This window comes from Planktothrix tepida PCC 9214, from assembly GCF_900009145.1.
GTDB classification, from domain to species: Bacteria; Cyanobacteriota; Cyanobacteriia; order Cyanobacteriales; family Microcoleaceae; genus Planktothrix; species Planktothrix tepida.
The window spans coordinates 1016445-1033071 of the sequence record NZ_LN889782.1; the positions used below are offsets into that span (position 1 = coordinate 1016445).

The window sequence follows — 16627 nt, forward strand, 5'->3', positions numbered from 1 at the left end:
TCATGGGTACTACTGATATATTTTTTGGAGTTTTTGCATGGCTTTTTTAATCTTGCGATTGGTTTTTTGCAACAAACTCGGCGGTTTCAAAACTTGAGGTTTTAGTTCAGGTTGCTTGAGAAAACGATAGTGTAAAAATATATCTTGATAACGGATCTTAACATCTTCCCCTTGGCATAATCTGGCAAAATCAGCCGAAGAATAATTCATATAATGAATTCGATGAATGGGTTTCAATCCATCTTGATTATAAAGAATATTATTAATATTGACAAAAGCATCCGCATCGGCACAATTTCCGGTGACTTCTTGCCCATTAGGGCTTCTAGTAAAGTTAAAAAGTTTGAAGTTTCTTGCAAAGGTGATGTAGATTGATAACGCAGCACTCGACCACCAAAATTTAGGTTGTAACCATTCGATTTCTCCTTGATCAATGGCTCGTTTTTTTAAATCTTCTAACTGCTCAACGCTAAATACACCTTTTTGAGAAGCAAAAAAACTATCACAGTGTAATCGAGGACGGATTTCAGGTTCTGTGAGTCCGGTTTTCTGTTCAATGATTGATAAATCAAGTGGGGTAACTTCTCTGGGTTTTTGATGTTCCCAATCATCTAAAATAAAATCGTACTCGTTGAGTTTTTCAAAGACATCATCTACGGATTTCATCGCTAAACTATCCGCATCAAAAAATACAAATTGATCAAATTTTCCATTAAAAGATGCCCATTTTCTCTGAAGAGGACTTTTATATCGGGCTGGACGGAGTTGTCTTAAATCCTTGGCTCTGGAGTAAGATTCCCAAACTTGATTAGCAAAATCATCCCATGCTTCTAGTACAATTGTATTGTCAAATAAAGTTACATTTTCTCTGAGACTGATTTCCTGTTTGACTCGTTCAAGACGATGATCGTAAGGAATCACGCAAACTGGAATATCAGGACTAATATTAACCTCAATACTATTGAGTAAAGCAACTAACTGGTCAAAAACCACATCATTTGCTAAAGTGTAAATGCCAAGAGACTGCATTTATTAACTCCTCGTGTTTCTCAAGCTCTTAACAATTTAAACTAAGGTTTCAGTAAATTCTATGATGCCAGATGATTCTCTAAATATTTTAATGATTTCTTCAACATTCCCCTATCCCCCCAGTCGAGGCGGAACCGAGATTAGAACGTTTAACTTGCTGAAATATCTACATTCTCACCACAATATTACCTTAGTCACCCAACGACATCCAGGGGTGAGTAATCAGGATGTTGAAGAATTGCGTCAATGGGTCAGTCAACTCATGGTTTTTCCCCTTCCTCCAGAGCCTGGTTCTTCAGGAGTGGGTAAAGTGGGACGGTTTTTAAATTCCTTAATAAAAAGTACGCCTCCCAATGTTCTCTATCGTTACTCCAAAGAGATACAAACTTGGATTGATCAAGGGGTTCAACAAGGCAAATTTGATGTCATTACTTGTGAACATAGTGTTAATGAAATTTATATTCGACCGTCCTATTTAAACCAAGTTCATACCGTTGTTAATATTCATAGTTCCTTGGTCGGTTGGACTCGTAATCATTTAGAAATGGGGGCTTCTCCCAATCCTCAACGCGATCGCATTTACTTAAATTTACTCTTAGAACGGTATGAAAAACGCTATGCTGCGAAATTTCATGATTTAGTCGTGACCACCGACGATGATGAAAAACAGTTTCAGGAGTTTAACCCTCAAGGTCAAATTCATGTGATTGCTAATGGCGTTGATTTAGAATTATTTCCCATGCGATCGCAAGATCCCAATAATCATAACCTCGTCTTTGTGGGTGCGATGGATGCTTCCCATAATATCGATGCGGCTCGATTTTTTAGCTTAGAGGTTTTACCCGTTTTACAAAAACGCTATCCTGATACAACCTTTACCATTGTAGGAGCAAGACCTGTACCAGAGGTTCAACAATTAGCCAATTATCCTGGTGTAATTGTCACTGGAGGCGTTCCGAAGGTGGTGGATTATTTACATCAAGCAACGGTTTGTGTAACCCCCTTACGCAGTGGATATGGGATTAAAAATAAAACTTTAGAAGCAATGGCCGCAGGAGTTCCGGTGGTCGCCAGTGACCGAGGCTTAGAAGGATTAGCCGTTGATGGGCCGAATGATCCCCATCGAGCCTTACGCGCTAACTCCGTTACTGAATATGTGGAAGCCATTAGTCGATTGTTTGAACATCCTAACCTCCGACACCAATTGTCGCAAAATGGGCGATTATTAATTGAAACTGAATATACTTGGGAACGAGCCGGAGAACTTTATGAACAAGTATTGCTCCGCCGTTAGTATAACCCCATCTTACTTCTGAATCTTCATGATGAATCCTTTAGAGACAGGTCATCAACCCTCTGCGCGAAAAAAGAGTCAACCCCTAAAACCCCAGGCTAAACCGGGGAAACCCCAGGCTCCATCAGGGTTACAGCGTCGTCAAATTCGACGTTCTCAACAAGCTGTTTTGGCTTCTGGGAAAAAATCATCACCCAACGCCTTAAAACCGTTGGTCAAGCGGGGAGGTCAACCGTTATGGATATTGTGGAAAAAATGGATCGCGGATGGGGTTGCCTTTACCTTATTGTTAGGAGGCTCAACTTTAATTGGCGGATGTGCTTGGTTTAGTTATCAACTGATTGTTAATCCTGATGTAGGAATTTGGCTGAATCAATTTTTACCCGCTTGGACACAAATTCCTCTGCAACGCCGGGACTCAATTCAAACCTTAGAAGAAATTAGTCAAACGCTGAAAAAAGAGGGGTTAATTGCGGGCAAATCTTTTGCCTTACCTCAACTGAATTCCCCTAACTCCGTAGCCAAAAATCAAGCTGCTTTATTGCCTCTTCCCTCGGCATTTGTTGCTTCAAAAACCTGGGTTCAAGAGTCACCCGATCTATTAATTCCAGTGTTAAAAACTCGCAAATCTAGTGTGACTCATCCTTGTGAAGGAGTGTGTCAGGAAATTGTGCAATTGCGACTTTATCAAGCGGTGCAAATGCCTTATCAACGACCGGGTACCACTTCCTATTATCGCTTAACTCAACAACTCGATACTCAAGGCCCAGCCGAATCTTTTGTAATTGCATCCTTAATTGGAACTGAATCTAATCAACAAGGTTCTAATAAGCCACTTCCCTTAACTCGATTAACTCCATTTAAAGGCAAAATTCCTCAAATGGGACTTTGGTTTAATCTCAATAGTGAGCGAGTCATGGGGGACAAAATTGTTCCCTACGGACAGATTATTCATTACAATCCCAATCACCATCATTTGAGTATGATGTTGGAGTGGAAAAGTGCCGCCGGACAGCAACCGATCTGGCAGGAAGTTACGGGAGGAAAAGACCCGGAATTATTAATTGAACAAACCATCGGCTTAGAACCTCAGTTTAGTATTTATCAAGTTCAACCCTTTAAATTTATTCCAAATCCGATTCAATTAACGGCTATTTCTTTAGATGAAGTCTTCTTAGATAATTATAATTATCGACAAGCTTTACGATTAGCTAGAAGTGGGTTATGGTCGCCGGCATTAGATTTAATTAAACCCTTGAAAAAAAATATTGTTTCTGGAAATCAATCTTCTTTAAAATGGTCATCCGCCGTTCAAGGGCAGTTAGATTTAATTGAATTTCATGCTAAAATTACAAAGGCGCAAGCCATTGCAGCCTGGGCTAGTCCTAGTCAACAAGTTTTAGCAAGTTTAATTGATGGACGCTGGAGTGAGGCGTTAGAAGTGTTAAAAAATAGTCCAGGAAATCAACAAGAAATCGCTAATTTATTAAGATCTAATGGAGGACGGATTAAAAATCGTCTTAATGCAGCTTTATTAGAACAACCCGATCAACTGGATTTAAAAACCTGGGGTGCTTTAATGATTGCGGCGGAAGAGGGAAGAAATGAAGCGATCACTTGGTTAGATGAACAACCGGAAACTAATCAAAAAGACCGCCAAGAGATTTTAGAATTACTATTAAAATCAATCGAATAAATTTATCGGGTAGGGTGTATAAATATAGGGCACACACGGCTTAATTCCTATCTCATAAAACTGGATTTGACGTTTGATCCTTGATCGATAACGTCAGAGGTTGCCTAATTGTGCAATAATGATCCGGCAGTCTCCCACTAAGTGTGCGTCCGATGGCCGACAGTCCCCAAACCCCCGATGAACTTGTCCAGGTTTTAGCTGAATTTCAGGATCTGCATTTTGAACTTCCTGATCCAGAAGCGGAAATTCCTGAATTGGATTTTGAACACCAAATTGATGTCGCTTGGAAAGTTTGCGATCGCTTCGATTTGCAAACCGAAATTTGGCGAGGTAGAATTTTAAGAGTAGTTCGTGATCGCGAGAAAAAAGGTGGCGAGGGACGAGGTACAGGGTTTTTAAATTGGTTAAAAGAACGGGAAATTAGCAAAAGTCAAGCCTACGCTTTAATTGAATTAGCAAATAGTGCGGATACTTTATTACTTCAAGGTCATCTTAACCCGGATGCGATTAATAATTTTAGTAAACGAGCTTTTGTAGAAACCGCAAAAGCACCCGCAGAAGTTCAACAAATGGTTAGTGATGCAGCGTGTAAAGGCGATCGCATTACTCGTCGTGAAGTCCGACAATTAAATGATGAATGGACGGCGATGAGTTCTGATTTAATTCCTGATGAAATTCGGGAAAAAGCAACGGAGGGTTCCATGCCGCCTCGGTATCTTGCGCCATTAGTTCGAGAAATGGAAAAATTACCCGAAGCACACATTACAGAATTGCAACGGGAAATGGTAGAAAATCCTGATGTTGATACGATTAAACAGTTAACATCGGAAGCAAAAAATTTATCGAAATATTTAGATGCTGCGGCTCAAGTTCAAGCGTTAAATCAGTCTTCGGTGGATATGGAAATGGCTTTAGAAGAAGCGTTGCGAGTGGGATGTTTAAATACGGCTTCTGATTTAGTTAAACAAGCCACTGTTCTCGAACAAACGATGGTTAAATTGTATAGTAGTTGGAAACGAGTGGGCAGTTTAGCGGATCGATTATATGTGGATACGGGAGCAAGTACCCCCCATTTGCGATCGCTGTTAGGCTGTTTAGAACAGTTAGCAGGTCAAATTATTGAAGTGCAATTAGGGGATGGTAGTGAAGGTAGAATTCGCTTACAAATTCTATCGGATAATGATTAAAATAGACTTTTGATCCTACAGATGGCATATCCATCGACAGATAGAAACCATTAATAATTGATGATTCGGGACACCGAAAAAGCGGTAAGGAAACGGCGGGGATTGGAAGACAATACATAGGAGAAATAGGCAAAACCGATAATGGAATCGTGTTGGTAACGACCCACTTATATGATGGGGTGAAAAGTCTGCCATTAGATGTGGAATTGTATCAACACGCGAGTTCATTACCAGGAGGAAAGCAAGACCCAGATTTTGTTAAAAAGCCAGATATAGCATTGAAGTTAATCGACAAATGCCTAAGCAGAGGCTGGAAACCGGGAGTCGTATTAGTAGATGCTGGCTAGGTCAATAATCGGACTTTTTTGAAACAATTAGAGTCAAAAAAGCTAAAATATATAGCGGGATTAGCAAAAAACAGAAAAGTTGTTGGTCAACGGCAACCTGATGGAGAAAAAGTTAACATTAGATTAGATGAATTGGCTAAAAGCCTTAACCCAGAGGAATTTACAGGTATTCAATTAGAACTAGAACTGACAAAAACTGTCTGGGTAGCAACAGTTGAAGTAGAACTATCAGGGGAATCGGAAACTAGAATAATAGCTATCGTCATGAATGCTCCTAGTTTAGAAGAAGCAACTGAAGTTAACTATCTGATTACTAATGCTGGTGCTGAAAAAGCGACGGGTGAATGGATAGTTAAAACTTACTCTCAAAGAAATTGGGTAGAAGTTTTTTATCGGGAAGCCAAGGGGTGGTTAGGTTTAAGAGAATATCAGACTAGAAGTCTTAAAAGCCTTAATCGGCATCTAATATTAGTTTTCTGTGCCTATAGTTTTATTATTTGGCAACAGTTAACTGGCGGATTAAGACGGCGTTGGGCTAACAAACCGTTAAACACATTTACTGATGCTTTATTAGCTTTTAGGACAGCTATATCTTATCGGTTTTCTGCTTGGCTATAAGAGAATCATGACGTATTTGCTCTACATCTAGCTAATCTGGGGTTTGTTTGGGCTTGAACTTTGTTCAAGTCCCGTTAGTAAAAATCTAAAAACTAACTCTTCTATAAAATTTGCTCCTGCGGGTTCTAAAAAGTTTTTAATTAATCCTTGAATGGCATCGATTTTATCTTGAATTTCTAAATATTTAATAGATTTATCCGAGAGTCCTGCTGCTGTTAGTAAAGCAGGTTGTATATCTGTAATTGCTAAAAGATCCGTCGGTATTGTAGCCTGAGAAGCAAATAGCTTGAGGGTTCTTGCTTGTTCAATAAAAGGAGTTGCTCTCCGGTTTTTTTCCAAAGCTAAAGCAACAAAGCCTGATCGAGTTGCTTGATACTCTGTAATCAGATCCTCACTCCTCGTTAAATGTTGAAGATAGGTTTTTTGGGTTGTCATTTGCTTTTTCTCCAAATATAGATACACTTTCTTAAAGCGTCTCTCCCATGTAACCCCATTTGCTGACTACTGTTTCCTTTTGCATTAGGTAAGACTAAAATATTTTCAATATAAAATCCTAAATCTTCTGCAATTTTAGAGAGAATTAAATCCACAGAAATGCTGATTCCAGCATAGCGAACATTATCATTAACTAGAATTAGAGGTGCATGAGGTTTCATCACTCTACCACACTCCTGAATTACACAAGCCATTTCATAAAAATAACCTGTGATCATTCTAATAATACCATTATTATTTAATAAATTTTGTTCTTTTTGTTCTTGTAAATAATGTAAAATAGATTGTAATAATTCTTGATTATGGGTTACATCAAGAGCCGTTTTCCAACCTGAATTAATCTTTAATAAATCCTTAGCTTTATTTTCAACAGTACAACTTAGCATTTGTTGTCTAAGTTTTACCAGTTCGTTTTCATTCACCCCAGTAATGCTAGTTCTAAAGCATAAGTTCGAGTATAGTCATAACGATTACAATAAGGAGGGGAAGTAATAACAGCATCATAAACATTTTCAGGTAAGGTGGGTAAAATATCTAAACAGGAACCGTTATAAAGTTTAAGTGTTCCTTGATCTGGATTCGTAGAAATAGAAAAAAGTTCTAATTGTTGACTAGAAGGCTGAATATCTTGAATAATTTCATCTAATTTATTAGCAATGGCTTGTTCAAAGTTAAGAATTTCTCCTTTATTAAAAGGGGTTTTACCTTGTTTATGACTTGAACGATAATCCCATCGCAAATATTGACCATCTTTACGAGTATAACTGACTTCTTCTAATATACATAATAAAGCAAAACATAACACGGTTTTTACGGGTTCAGCTTCTAGTTGTAAAGCACCCCTATATTTTTCAATTGAGTCTTTTGTTTCTTCAGGATAAGCACCTTTGGTAATTCTTAATTCCAATAAAAGATCTAACTCTTTTGTTTCTAACCAAGGTTTTTTAGCTTTCCAATATTCAATTCTTGATAAATCTTCTTGAGTTAAATCACAATCAATAATTTTTCGACTCTTAATAATTTCCTGACCAATCGGAAGTAATTCAACCCCATCTGTATTAAGTCCATGAGAATTAGCTGCAAATAAAGTAGTTCCACTTCCTGCAAAAGGATCTAAAATATTACCTTGATTAATCTGATATTTTTTCAGAAAGTATTCAACGAGAGGAACCGAAAAGGCTTCTTTATATTTAAAGCAACGATAAAGAGCTTTAGTTTTATTCGCTTGAAAACTAACTAGAGTTCTACTTAATTCTGGCTTTAAAAATAACTGTTTTGAGAAATACTCTTTCAGTTGAAAATCTAAATCTATAATTTTATCGATACTAGATGAATGTAAGTTTTTACAATTGTGAGAAAGGGGTTCTATTAACACAGGTGTATTAGTTAAAAGTTCAGTAAAACTATTATTAATACTATCACAAAAATCCAAATAATTCCAGTTTAAGCTTTATCTGAATGGAGGTTGACAACTACCATTATGCTAGAACTTGGTTATGATAGAGAAGAATGAATCTGATCTGGGAGTCTGAGAAACCTGATCTACTTCAGAACATCATATCTTTACAAACAACATCAACATTTTATGCTAAGTTCCAACGGATTTGATTTATACAACTTGTCCTACCCTATCACTTCTACTCCCTATGCTGACTTATCATCAACCCTTCAAAATCAATACTTATATGATTTTCAAGTTGATGTTTCAGAAATTGGAGGAGTTATCGCTAAATCCTTTAATTCTAATCCTTCATTACCTGGGGTAATTTTGACCGAAAATAAAACCTTTTTTGGTATGATTTCTCGACGACGATTTTTAGAACGATTAAGCCGTCCCTATGGGATTGAACTATTTTTCAACCGTTCTTTAAAATTGTTGTATCGTTGGGAAAAAAAAGACATTTTAATTTTGCCTGGTTCCACTCCAATTTTAGAAGCGACTCAAATAGCTTTACAGCGCTTACCTGATTTAGTTTATGAACCCATTGTTGTCCAACTTGCACCTCAAACCTATCGACTGATTGATATGTATCAACTGTTACTTGCTCAGTCAGAAATTCATCAATTAGCTCATCAAGTTTGGCAAGAATTATATCATGAATTACAAATCCAAGCCAGCTTAGATGGATTAACTCAGGTCGCTAACCGTCGCTTTTTCGACCAATATTTTGAGCAACAATGGTTACAACTTAAATCCACTGAATTTCCACTTTCTCTAATTTTTACTGATGTGGATTACTTCAAAGCCTATAATGATACCTATGGACATCATGCTGGTGATGATTGTCTCAAACAAGTTGCTCAAGTGATTGCACAAACCTTGACATCAGATCAAGGTTTAGTCGCTCGATATGGAGGGGAAGAATTTGTAGTTGTTTTACCCAAAGTCGCCCAAGAGCAAGCTATTTTAATTGCTCAGAAAATGCGAAATAATGTTAAAGCAATTCAGATTCAGCATCAAAGTTCTTCCGTGAGTTGTTATGTCACTATCAGTTTAGGAATTGCTACTGTAGAATTTGGTAATTCAGAAATCATTAGTAAGATTAAAACACCAGGTGATTTAATTATTGCAGCCGATCAAGCATTATATCAAGCTAAAAATCAAGGACGGGATCAGGTAGTCTGTTCCAGTATGAAACATCCTTACTTTTGGGCTTTAAGTTCCCAAATTTCCCTACAAAATTCCTAGAAGACTAGCAAAATAGCTAAAATCAACACTCAATCCTCTTTTGAACCAGGTCTTTTGGGTTTAGGGACTATTCAGCACTGATTAGTTTAAAAATAGGTAAAAATATTAATAATAGGTTAAATTAAAAAAATTCGCTTCAAACTATAAATTATAGAATAAAATAGAATAAAACGCTTTCAGGGTTAAAAAGCATCCCTTATCCTATCAATTAAGCTTTAATCAATTACCATTAATATAATTATGGTCAATCTCCACGCTATGGAAACGCCATCCTTACCCCTTGCTTTCTCATCTATTCATAACTTAGAGCTAGAATCTACTCTCCAAGATCTCTCTTTGTATGATGTTCAAGTTGACATCAAGGAACAGGGAATAATTCTCGCTAAAAAGTTAGAAGTAAACTCTTTAATTCCTGGGGTAATTTTAACAGAAGACGGTCAATTTACTGGGATGATTTCTCGACGGCGATTTTTAGAACAGTTAAGTCGTCCCTACGGGCGAGAATTGTTTTTACAACGTTCTATTCGTTCATTACAACGGTTTGCTCAAGCAGAATTATTAGTATTACCTGGAAATACTTTAATTGTAGAAGCAGCCCATAAAGCAGTACAGCGATCGCCTGAATTATTGTATGAACCCATTGTGGTTCAAGTAACTGAAAATCGGTATCAACTTCTCGATACTCAACAGTTATTAGTTGCTCAATCTCATATTCATCAATTAACCACTGAATTATTGCGTCAGCAAGCTCAATCTCAACTGATTCAAACCGAAAAGTTAGCCAGTTTAGGAAAAATGGTGGCTGGAGTAGCCCATGAAATAAGAAACCCAGTTAGTTGTATTTTAGGTAATTCTGGCTGTCTATTGAATTATTATCAAGATTTAATGAAGTTGATTAAAACCTATGAGGAAAATACTGAAAAACCTTGTGCTTTGATTGATGATCTCAAAGCCGAAATTGATTTTGAATTTCTACAACAAGACTTAGGAGAAGCGATTAAAAGTATTCTAGTTAGTTCAGAACGTCTGAGTCAACTTGTCAATAGTTTGCATAGTTTTTCGCACATGGATGGGAATCACCGCCGAGAAATCAACATCCATGATTGTATTGATGGGACTTTATTGATTTTAAAAAATCGCCTAAAACAAGGAATTGAAGTGATTAAAAATTATGATGATATTCCTTTATTTAAGTGCTATTCTGGTCAACTGAGTCAAGTGTTTATGAATCTGATTTCTAATGCGATTGATGCGTTAGAAGATGGAAAACAAAACGGTCAAAAATATCCTAGAATTGAGATTGATACTCAAGTTAAAATGCTATCTGAAGATCAAATCTATCCGGCTCGGTTAGCTCAACTTTCTCAAGAAAATCGTTTATTGTATTCTTTCCCAACTTACAAAAAAGCAATTGACCAAGATATTCTTGAGATTGATGTTAACTCAGAATGGCTATCAATTCGGATTCGGGATAATGGGAACGGAATTCCCCTGGAAATTCAATCTCGAATTTTTGATACCTTTTTTACCACAAAGCCAGCCGGAAAAGGAACCGGATTAGGATTAGCGATTAGCTACCAAATTATTCGGGAAAAGCATGGCGGTCAACTGAATTTTATTTCTACCCCAGGTATGGGGACGGAATTTGAGATTTTATTACCGCTTCTTTAAGATTATAAGCGGTTTGTTTAATCGGTTCTAATAAATTCAAGGATAAATTAAATAGATTTAAAGCCGTCCCTCCCCCATGATAATCACTCCCCCCTGTTTTTAATAAACCGTAAGCTTCACAGAGTTTTTCTAATCGTTGAATTTGGGAGTCACTATGATGAGGATGATACACTTCAATCCCCATTAATCCGGCTTCTAATAATTCCTGAAAGACCGTTTCAATCTTTCCCCCTTGGTATAAATAAGGATGCGCCCAAACCGGAACTGCGCCACAGGATTTTAACAGTTGAATTCCATCAAGACTCGAAAATTTGTCATATTGAACAAAGGCAGGTTTATGTTCTCCTAACCAGCGTTCAAAGGCTTCTTGGGGAGACTGAACATAACCCGCTTTTACCATTGCTCTTGCAATATGGGGACGGGCTGCTGCAACGCCTTCTCCCATTGCTTCTAACTCAATTGGATAACCAAGTTGAGCTAGTTTTTCTAGGATTTGATTGGCTCGATTTTTACGTCCATTTAAACGTTCTTTGAGGGGATTTTCAAGTTTATTTTTATCGGGATAAAATCCTAAAATATGTAACGATCGTTCATTATAAACCGTTGATAATTCAACACCCGGTACAATTTCAATATTATAGGATGCTGCCGCTTGAAAAGCTTCTTCCCAACCGGATAAAGTATCGTGATCTGTAATCGCTAAAGCTTTCACTCCGGCTTCTGCGGCGGTAATCACCAATTCAGTTGGGGTGAGTTGGCCATCGGAGTAGGTTGTATGACAGTGAAGTTCTAACATTGGTGTAATCAAATCTCTAGGGAACTGCCTGTTTTGAGTATAGTCCGGCAAATCTCGGCTTGGCTCTTGATCCTCTGAAAAGAGTTTGTTAAGATTTATGAAAATTATTAATTTTTTTACATGAGCTTTTTTCATCCCACAGAACCCATCATCCGAAGCAAACAGAACCATATCGACATTCAAGACTTAAAAGGATTATTAAAAATAAACTTAAAATTCGGTAATATTACGTTGTTATCGAGCTTTTACACCCGAATTGACCAGGTTTTCTTACTCTGGGGCTGGATTTCGCTGATTATCTTTATTATTGCTCAGTTTTTACCCATTAGCTGGATTACCCAAGCTTACTGGTGGTCAATTCTAACGATTGTGGGCACTGTGGGAATGATAGCTTTAAGCCATTATTGGGTACAAGTTGAACGATTGACTTGGATGGTTTATTGGTGGGCGGTGTTAATGGTTTTGGGTGTGGGTTTAACAAATTTAGGGATTTTTTGGGGCTGGTCAGAGATTTTAATGAATCTTTGTCCCCTCTGGTTAGGGTTGTGTGCATTAGGCTATTTAGGAACAGGAATTGGATTGCATTCTCGTGCTTTTTTAATTGCCGGATTAATCCATTTATTGGGTATTTTTATATTGCCTTATTTTATCGGTTGGCAATTTTTAATGAGTGGTTTAATTCTGGGTGGAACTTTATTATTTTTTGCAGAAGTTCAATGGGATATGCGATCGCAAATTGAATCCTATTTACTGACGGCTGAAGAAATTGCGTTCAACCAAGAACAACATCAACGCCGACAAATGCAGAGTTTATAGCCGATAAATAGGAGATATTATCCCTATTGCTTATTTCCTTAACCGAATCGTTAAATTATCGGGGTTACAGCTTATAATGGGAAGAAACAAATTTAATAATCATTCATTTTAGTTATGACGGCTGCCAGTTTCCCGAAAATAAAATTTCTGAAAATCCCTACCTCTCCAGCTTGGGTGGAACAGGCGATCGCGAATTTAGATATCATTTTACTGGATCATTCTCACTGTGAACGCAAAGCGGCAGGAGTGGCGATTAATTTAATGTTTCGCTATCCTTCAAGTGTGAAACTCATTAAAGAATTAACCGCAATTGCTAAAGAAGAATTAGAACATTTTGAACAAGTCAATCAATGGTTAGAACGGCGAGGGGTTCCCTTAGCACCGTTATCTGCACCGCCTTATGGTACTCGTTTAAATCAACAAGTGCGACGGGATGAACCCCAACGAATGTTAGATTTATTATTAGTTTCGGGATTAATTGAAGCCCGAAGTCATGAACGATTAGGGTTATTATCTCAATCTTGTCCTGATCCTGAACTCGCTAAATTTTATCGCGGATTAATGGCATCAGAAGCGAGACATTATGGCATTTATTGGGGATTAGCGACGACCTATTTTGAGTTAGAAATAGTCACAAAACGCTTAGAGGAATTAGCGACTGTAGAAAGTGAATTATTATCAACATTATATCCCGAACCGAGAATTCATAGTTAAAACTTTGTCTCTCTAACTCCCGATGAATATTCAATATCAATCCTTTTTAATTCGAGATTGGCAACCGCAGGATCGAGAAACTGCGGCGAGTTTAATTGCTTCTGTTTTAACGGAATATGGTTTAGGATGTGAACCCTGTGGCGCAGATATAGATGTGTACCAAGTGGAAGAATATTATCAACAGAAAGGGGGAGAATTTTGGGTAATAGAAGAGAATCATCAATTAGTGGGAACCGCAGGGTTTTACCCAATTTCGAGGGGAAATAAGGCGGTAGAAATTAGAAAAATGTATTTATTACCAGAGGTGAGGGGAAAAGGATTAGGAAAATTTTTATTATTAGAGTTAGAACGGGAGATTAAAGCAAAAGGGTTTCAAGAAATTTGGATAGAAACAGCAACAATATTAAAAGAAGCTGTCCAACTTTATGAACGTTATGGCTATGAACCGACAACAGGAGTGGAAACAAAACGCTGTGATTTGGTTTATAAAAAAGTTATTAATTCATGAGTTTTACAGTTTAAATCTTCTCAGAAAGGTGGGGATTGAGGCGTAAACGCCTCATTACCAATTAATTAGGGATTAGACTTAAAAAGTTCAAAAATTTGCCGACAGAAGAGTTTTAATTTTTCAGCAGATTCAGGTTCCGGTTGAGTTTGACCGACAAAATTCCAATTTTCAATCGTGGAGACTTTCCACTGTTGTCCTTGATGGTCATATCCGGCTGCTTCGACACCGATCACACGGCGTGTTTTATCCACAGGATCATGATAAAACCGAATTTCAATTAAAATACAACGACTTTGTAACAACCGACTGCGACCCGGAAAGTGAAAACCGATGTCAATCGAATCAGGATCAACCAGTTCCCTTGTTTCTGGGTCATTTGTCCACGGTTTGAGATCCACCCGCGCATCAGGAAATTGAACTTTAAATAAATTGACAACCGATGCGATTTTGCTGGCAATTACCACGTTATTAGCCTGTTCAGCAGCGTTCACGAAACCACTCTCCTCCAAAATAATACTCTGAGTGCCTTTAATTAACTTATGTTAACTACAGATGATTGATTACAGACTGTTAACGGTAAACACTCCCCAGAGAATCTTAAAATTTCAATCAAAAGTCTACTTTTTACAAAAATTAACACAAAAAGCTGAATCCAGGGAGGAAAACAAGAGTTATAAACTTGATTTGATCAGCAAAGAATAGAGTTGTTTCGTCAAGGCTTGTCAACTTGATCTGACTTAATCTATCCATTAGAATTAAAGTAGAGAATAATAGATGATTCTGACTAAAAAGTGGGTCAGTGGTCACATCTAAGGATGACACCAGCTATGAGAATTTTATTGGTAGAAGATGATTCAAGTTTTGCAACAATGATTCAAGAATTATTAAGTCACCACTATTATCTAGTGGATGTAGCTTATGATGGAGAAATGGGCTGGAAACTAGCAGAAGCTTTTGAATATGATCTGATTTTATTAGATTTGATGTTGCCTAAATTAGATGGTTTAAATTTTTGTAAAAAACGGCGACAAAAAGATGATCGCACCCCAATTTTATTAATCACAGGTGAAGATAATAGTACCACAAAAGTAGCGGGTTTAGATGCTGGGGCTGATGATTATCTGGTTAAACCCTTTGATTTAGAAGAATTATTAGCTCGAATTCGAGCTTTATTAAGACGAGGACATGATGCCTTAAATCCTTTAATAGAATGGGGGCTTCTGAATCTTGATCCTAGCAATTGTCAAGTCACTTATGGTAATCAATGCCTTAATTTGACGGCTAAAGAATATGCCTTATTAGAACTTTTTTTACGCTATCCGCAACGAATTTTTAGCCAAGCATCTCTGTTAGATCATCTGTGGTCTTATGATGAACCTCCATCCGAAAATGCGGTACGGACTCATATTAAAAGCCTGCGAAAAAAACTTAAAAATGCAGGGGCGAATGAAGTTATTGAAACGATTTATGGGTTAGGATATCGGTTAAAAGAAATGGCTGAAAACTCTTTATTAGTAAAATCTCAGCCTCCAGTTTGTAATTCCAAAAAAACTCAATCTTTAAATTTAAACCAAATTTGGCAGAAACAAAAATATAAATATTTTGAACGAATTAATATTATTGAGAATGCAGTGCAATCCTTAAAAACCAATGCTTACACCTTAGAAATTCAGCAAAAAGCCTTGATGGAAGCCCATACGCTGGTCGGTTCATTAGGAGCTTTTGGGTTTAAAGAAGCCTCTAATCTTTCTCGTCAAATCGAACAATTATTAAAAGCAAAATATGAAAAAGATGAATTGGATTATCAATATTTATCGGATTTAATTCAAAAAATTAAAGATCTCTTAAATCACCCCTTATCAGAACCTTCTTCTTCTATTTCACCCCCCCCTTTACCTTTTCCCTATTTAAACGCTCCTAAACTGTTAATTGTAGATGATGATCAAAGTTTAGCAGAAGCATTAGTCACCGAAGCACTGGCGAAGGGAATAATGGCTAGTGCCACCTATAGCCCAGAACAAGCCCGCCAGAAATTGCAACACAATTTCTCGGATGTTGTCCTTTTAGATTTAAGCTTTCCTGAGTCTACAGAATCGGGGTTTGAACTATTAGCAGAACTTGCCATCCAAAACCCTCCGATTCCAGTCATTGTGTTTACGGCTCAAGAAAGTTTTGCTGACCGTGTAAAAGTTGCCCGTTTAGGAGGACGAGGCTTTTTACAAAAACCTATTTCTCCGGCTGAAGTGATAGAAACCGTTAGTAAAGTTTTGCAAAAATCTCAATCTAATGTGGATAAATTATTAATTGTTGATGATAACTTAGAAATTTTAGATTGGTTGCGGACGGTATTACAACCTTGGGGATTACAATTAATTTTACTTGATGATCCCCAGCAATTTTGGAGTACCCTAGAACAATCTAACCCCGACTTACTGATTTTAGGGATTCATTTACCCGGTGTGAGTGGAGTAGAACTGTGTCAAGTTGTTCGTAATGATCCTAAATGGAATGACTTACCTGTGCTGATGCTTTCCTCTCAAAGGGATTCAGAAATTGTGCAGCAAGTGTTTATGGCAGGGGCGGATGATTATATTCAAAAACCCATTGTTGAGCCTGAACTCATTGCCCGCGTCTTTAATCGCCTAGAACGGAGTCAACTCAGGCGTAAAATTGTTGCTCAATGTTATCTGGGTACTAACCCGAACCCAAATCCGTTTAAAATGGAATGAGGGATGCTTATTAAATCAGATACAATTAATTCCAGAGT

15 protein-coding genes and 1 pseudogene are annotated in these 16627 nt (G+C 37.4%); 10 read left to right on the forward strand and 6 right to left on the reverse strand.

Annotation, left to right across the window (positions count from 1 at the left end; translation table 11 throughout):
- Positions 1–9: 9 nt before the first annotated feature.
- Entirely contained in the window at positions 10–1029 is a 1020-nt protein-coding gene (locus tag PL9214_RS07395) for an Npun_R2821/Npun_R2822 family protein (RefSeq protein WP_072718138.1), read from the reverse strand.
- A gap of 61 nt (positions 1030–1090) precedes the next feature.
- Here PL9214_RS07395 and PL9214_RS07400 point away from each other — a divergent pair, with 61 nt between their 5' ends.
- The 4 genes and pseudogenes from PL9214_RS07400 to PL9214_RS07415 form a co-directional block, all read left to right on the forward strand.
- On the forward strand, positions 1091–2323 hold the full coding sequence (locus tag PL9214_RS07400) for a glycosyltransferase family 4 protein (RefSeq protein ID WP_245824189.1): 1233 nt from the start codon (positions 1091–1093) through the stop codon (positions 2321–2323).
- A gap of 28 nt (positions 2324–2351) precedes the next feature.
- On the forward strand, positions 2352–4019 hold the full coding sequence (locus tag PL9214_RS07405; RefSeq protein ID WP_139294991.1) for a hypothetical protein: 1668 nt from the start codon (positions 2352–2354) through the stop codon (positions 4017–4019).
- A 152-nt stretch (positions 4020–4171) separates the two neighbouring features.
- A complete protein-coding gene (locus PL9214_RS07410) occupies positions 4172–5206 on the forward strand; it encodes a hypothetical protein (protein WP_072718141.1) in 1035 nt (344 codons plus the stop codon).
- Between the two features lie 50 nt (positions 5207–5256).
- Positions 5257–6171: pseudogene (locus PL9214_RS07415) on the forward strand (IS701 family transposase); the annotation flags it as partial.
- A gap of 27 nt (positions 6172–6198) precedes the next feature.
- On the opposite strand, the gene PL9214_RS07420 reads toward PL9214_RS07415, so the two are convergent.
- The 3 genes from PL9214_RS07420 to PL9214_RS07425 are packed head-to-tail and all read right to left on the reverse strand — an operon-like array spanning position 6199 to position 8041.
- Positions 6199–6606 carry an AvaI/BsoBI family type II restriction endonuclease gene (locus PL9214_RS07420; protein WP_072718142.1) on the reverse strand — a complete coding sequence of 136 codons (408 nt, stop codon included), beginning with the start codon at positions 6604–6606 and terminating at the stop codon, positions 6199–6201.
- Positions 6603–7052: a hypothetical protein gene (locus PL9214_RS32210; protein WP_245824190.1), complete on the reverse strand. Its 450-nt coding sequence runs from the start codon at positions 7050–7052 to the stop codon at positions 6603–6605. The genes PL9214_RS07420 and PL9214_RS32210 overlap by 4 nt, the downstream gene beginning before the upstream one ends.
- Positions 7053–7084: 32 nt before the next feature.
- The gene (locus PL9214_RS07425) at positions 7085–8041 is read right to left on the reverse strand and encodes a DNA methyltransferase (RefSeq protein WP_245824191.1); all 957 of its coding nucleotides are present in this window, start codon (positions 8039–8041) and stop codon (positions 7085–7087) included.
- Between the two features lie 210 nt (positions 8042–8251).
- Here PL9214_RS07425 and PL9214_RS07430 point away from each other — a divergent pair, with 210 nt between their 5' ends.
- Positions 8252–9355 carry a GGDEF domain-containing protein gene (locus PL9214_RS07430; RefSeq protein WP_072718143.1) on the forward strand — a complete coding sequence of 368 codons (1104 nt, stop codon included), beginning with the start codon at positions 8252–8254 and terminating at the stop codon, positions 9353–9355.
- Positions 9356–9595: 240 nt separating this feature from the next.
- A complete protein-coding gene (locus PL9214_RS07435; RefSeq protein WP_072718144.1) occupies positions 9596–11026 on the forward strand; it encodes a sensor histidine kinase in 1431 nt (476 codons plus the stop codon).
- Here PL9214_RS07435 and PL9214_RS07440 read toward each other — a convergent pair.
- Positions 10977–11822, reverse strand: coding sequence for a PHP domain-containing protein (locus tag PL9214_RS07440; RefSeq protein ID WP_072718145.1), 846 nt, complete (start codon positions 11820–11822; stop codon positions 10977–10979). The genes PL9214_RS07435 and PL9214_RS07440 overlap by 50 nt on opposite strands.
- Before the next feature lie 120 nt (positions 11823–11942).
- Between PL9214_RS07440 and PL9214_RS07445 the strand changes: the two genes are divergently transcribed.
- From PL9214_RS07445 to PL9214_RS07455, 3 genes are all read left to right on the forward strand, one after another.
- Complete coding sequence (locus PL9214_RS07445) at positions 11943–12638, forward strand: hypothetical protein (RefSeq protein ID WP_072718146.1); 696 nt, start codon at positions 11943–11945, stop codon at positions 12636–12638.
- A gap of 114 nt (positions 12639–12752) precedes the next feature.
- Positions 12753–13352, forward strand: a complete 600-nt coding sequence (locus PL9214_RS07450) for a MiaE family protein (RefSeq protein ID WP_072718147.1) — start codon at positions 12753–12755, stop codon at positions 13350–13352.
- 22 nt (positions 13353–13374) lie between these two features.
- On the forward strand, positions 13375–13860 hold the full coding sequence (locus PL9214_RS07455; protein ID WP_072718148.1) for a GNAT family N-acetyltransferase: 486 nt from the start codon (positions 13375–13377) through the stop codon (positions 13858–13860).
- Positions 13861–13925: 65 nt separating this feature from the next.
- On the opposite strand, the gene PL9214_RS07460 is transcribed toward PL9214_RS07455, so the two are convergent.
- Entirely contained in the window at positions 13926–14351 is a 426-nt protein-coding gene (locus tag PL9214_RS07460; protein WP_072718149.1) for a Tery_1686 family protein, read from the reverse strand.
- A gap of 336 nt (positions 14352–14687) precedes the next feature.
- On the opposite strand from PL9214_RS07460, the gene PL9214_RS07465 reads away from it, so the two are divergent.
- The gene (locus PL9214_RS07465; RefSeq protein WP_072718150.1) at positions 14688–16589 is read left to right on the forward strand and encodes a response regulator; all 1902 of its coding nucleotides are present in this window, start codon (positions 14688–14690) and stop codon (positions 16587–16589) included.
- The last annotated feature ends 38 nt before the right edge of the window (positions 16590–16627 follow it).

Bases quoted from the DNA above. Each gene is read 5' to 3' on its own strand.
- PL9214_RS07400 (WP_245824189.1), top strand. From the start codon at position 1,091: ATGATGCCAGATGATTCTCTAAATATTTTAATGATTTCTTCAACATTC.
- PL9214_RS07445 (WP_072718146.1), top strand. From the start codon at position 11,943: ATGAGCTTTTTTCATCCCACAGAACCCATCATCCGAAGCAAACAGAAC.
- PL9214_RS07420 (WP_072718142.1), bottom strand. From the start codon at position 6,606: ATGACAACCCAAAAAACCTATCTTCAACATTTAACGAGGAGTGAGGAT.
- PL9214_RS07410 (WP_072718141.1), top strand. From the start codon at position 4,172: ATGGCCGACAGTCCCCAAACCCCCGATGAACTTGTCCAGGTTTTAGCT.
- PL9214_RS32210 (WP_245824190.1), bottom strand. From the start codon at position 7,052: ATGCTAAGTTGTACTGTTGAAAATAAAGCTAAGGATTTATTAAAGATT.
- PL9214_RS07455 (WP_072718148.1), top strand. From the start codon at position 13,375: ATGAATATTCAATATCAATCCTTTTTAATTCGAGATTGGCAACCGCAG.
- PL9214_RS07450 (WP_072718147.1), top strand. From the start codon at position 12,753: ATGACGGCTGCCAGTTTCCCGAAAATAAAATTTCTGAAAATCCCTACC.
- PL9214_RS07435 (WP_072718144.1), top strand. From the start codon at position 9,596: ATGGTCAATCTCCACGCTATGGAAACGCCATCCTTACCCCTTGCTTTC.
- PL9214_RS07440 (WP_072718145.1), bottom strand. From the start codon at position 11,822: ATGTTAGAACTTCACTGTCATACAACCTACTCCGATGGCCAACTCACC.
- PL9214_RS07465 (WP_072718150.1), top strand. From the start codon at position 14,688: ATGAGAATTTTATTGGTAGAAGATGATTCAAGTTTTGCAACAATGATT.
- PL9214_RS07395 (WP_072718138.1), bottom strand. From the start codon at position 1,029: ATGCAGTCTCTTGGCATTTACACTTTAGCAAATGATGTGGTTTTTGAC.
- PL9214_RS07430 (WP_072718143.1), top strand. From the start codon at position 8,252: ATGCTAAGTTCCAACGGATTTGATTTATACAACTTGTCCTACCCTATC.
- PL9214_RS07405 (WP_139294991.1), top strand. From the start codon at position 2,352: ATGATGAATCCTTTAGAGACAGGTCATCAACCCTCTGCGCGAAAAAAG.